At 71.3% G+C, this 1,860-nt stretch carries 2 protein-coding genes; both read left to right on the top strand.

Annotated elements, in window-relative coordinates; all coding sequences use genetic code 11:
* Positions 1–120: 120 nt before the first annotated feature.
* Entirely contained in the window at positions 121–840 is a 720-nt protein-coding gene (locus HMPREF1137_RS03220) for an anchored repeat-type ABC transporter ATP-binding subunit (protein WP_007588867.1), read from the top strand.
* Complete coding sequence (locus tag HMPREF1137_RS03215; protein ID WP_007588866.1) at positions 837–1,751, top strand: anchored repeat-type ABC transporter permease subunit; 915 nt, start codon at positions 837–839, stop codon at positions 1,749–1,751. The genes HMPREF1137_RS03220 and HMPREF1137_RS03215 overlap by 4 nt, the downstream gene beginning before the upstream one ends.
* Positions 1,752–1,860: the final 109 nt, after the last annotated feature.

The raw sequence follows: 1,860 nt of genomic DNA, 5'->3' as shown, positions 1-1,860 counted from the left end.
CCGCGCCGAACAGGCCGCCGCCATCGCCGAGGCCGACTCCATCCTCGCGCCCCTACCCACCGCCCGCGGTGAGGGCTCGGGCGAGCGCGGCCCCGGCCTCGACGATCGGGGAGGGGAGCAGTGAGCCAGCTGCGCGTCACCGGACTGGGCGCGTCCCTGGGCGGGCGCAGCGTCCTCGAGGGCATCGACCTGGAGGTCGAGGCCGGGGAGCTCGTCGGCCTCATCGGACCCAACGGCGCCGGAAAGACCACGCTGATCCGCTCGATCCTCGGCTTGATTCCCTCCAGCGGGCGCATCGAGACCGACGGCGCGATCGGCTACGTGCCGCAGCGCCACGAGTTCGCGTGGGACTTCCCGATCAGCGTGCGCGACGCCGTCCTCCAGGCCGTCACCGTGCGGCGAGGGCTGCTCGGGCGCGCGCGGACCCCGCACTTCCGCGCGGTCGAGGAGGCCCTGTCCCTCGTCGGCATGCGCGACCTCGCGAAGCGTCCCATTGGCGAACTGTCCGGCGGGCAGCGCCAGCGTGTCCTCGTCGCCCGGGCCCTCGCGATCCGACCCGCCGTGCTGCTCCTCGACGAGCCCTTCACCGGCCTCGACATGCCGACGCAGGAGATGCTCATGGACCTGTTCCGTAGCCTCGCGGACGGGGGGCGGGCCCTCCTCATGACCACGCACGACCTCATCGGCGCGCGCGCCGGGTGCGACCGCCTGTACCTGCTGCGGCGCACGATCGTCGCCTCCGGGCGGCCCGAGGAGCTGGCGGACGCCGACCCGTGGATCCGCGCCTTCGACGTGCGACCCGACAACCCGATCCTCGACGCCCTAGGAGTGCGCGCATGAGCACCGTGATCCACGCGGCCGGACGTGCCCTCGTCCCGGCGGCGGACTTCCTGAGCCCCTACGACTTCTTCCGCGACCTGACGAATCCCGCGCTGGCGTTCCTGCCGCGCGCGCTGCTGATCGCGGTCGTCGCCGCGCTCGTGTGCGGCAGCGTCGGCGTGCACGTCGTCCTGCGCGGCATGGCGTTCATCGGCGACGCGGTCGCGCACTCCGTGTTCCCCGGCCTGGCGATCGCCTTCGTGTGCGGCGGGTCCCTGGTGCTGGGCGGCGCGCTCGCGGGCGTCGTGACCGCCGTGCTCGTGGCCTTGTTGGCGCAGAACCGCAGGCTTAAGGAGGACTCCGTCATCGGCGTGCTCTTCGTGGGCGCGTTTGCGCTCGGCGTCGCGATCATCGCGCGGGCGCCCGGGTACGCGGGGAGCCTGCAGGACTTCCTGTTTGGGTCGATCACCGGTATTCCGGCGTCGGATGTGCCCGTGGTGCTGGCTGGCGCGTTGTTCGTGCTGCTCATGCTGTTCCTGGCGCACCGGCCCATCGTGGCCGTGACCCTGGACCGCGAGAGCGCGCGAGCGGCGGGTGTGCACGTGCTGCTGGCTGACTTGTCTTTGTATGTCGCCGTGGCACTGGCCGTGGTGATCTCCGTGCAGACGATCGGTAACGTGCTGGTGCTTGCTTTGTTGGTGACCCCCGCGGCCACCGCGCGACTCCTGTGCGACCGCCTGGGGACCATGATGATCCTGTCGCCCGTGCTTGGGGCTTCCGGGGGCCTGGTGGGCCTGTACCTGTCGTGGGCGCTGGACGTGCCCACGGGCGCCACGATTGTCCTGGTGCTGACCGCGTGCTTCGTGCTCGCCTGGGTCTTCGCGCCGAGGCATGGCCTCCTCGCGCGGAGCCTGCGCGAGAGGCGGGGGTGAGTCTGCGCGGGCCCGTCTATCCGAACCCTGTTTTCCGACTGATCGCGCCGATCATCCGTGATTGTTTCACGTGAAACATCGACGCTGAGGCCCCAGCCCACGATGGTGG

This window comes from Actinomyces sp. ICM39 (genome assembly GCF_000282935.1).
In the GTDB taxonomy this organism is placed as follows: domain Bacteria; phylum Actinomycetota; class Actinomycetes; order Actinomycetales; family Actinomycetaceae; genus Pauljensenia; species Pauljensenia odontolytica_B.
Note: the sequence above shows the minus strand (reverse complement) of the source record. Positions and strands in the feature narration are given on the sequence as shown.

Bases quoted from the DNA above. Each gene is read 5' to 3' on its own strand.
- HMPREF1137_RS03215 (WP_007588866.1), top strand. From the start codon at position 837: ATGAGCACCGTGATCCACGCGGCCGGACGTGCCCTCGTCCCGGCGGCG.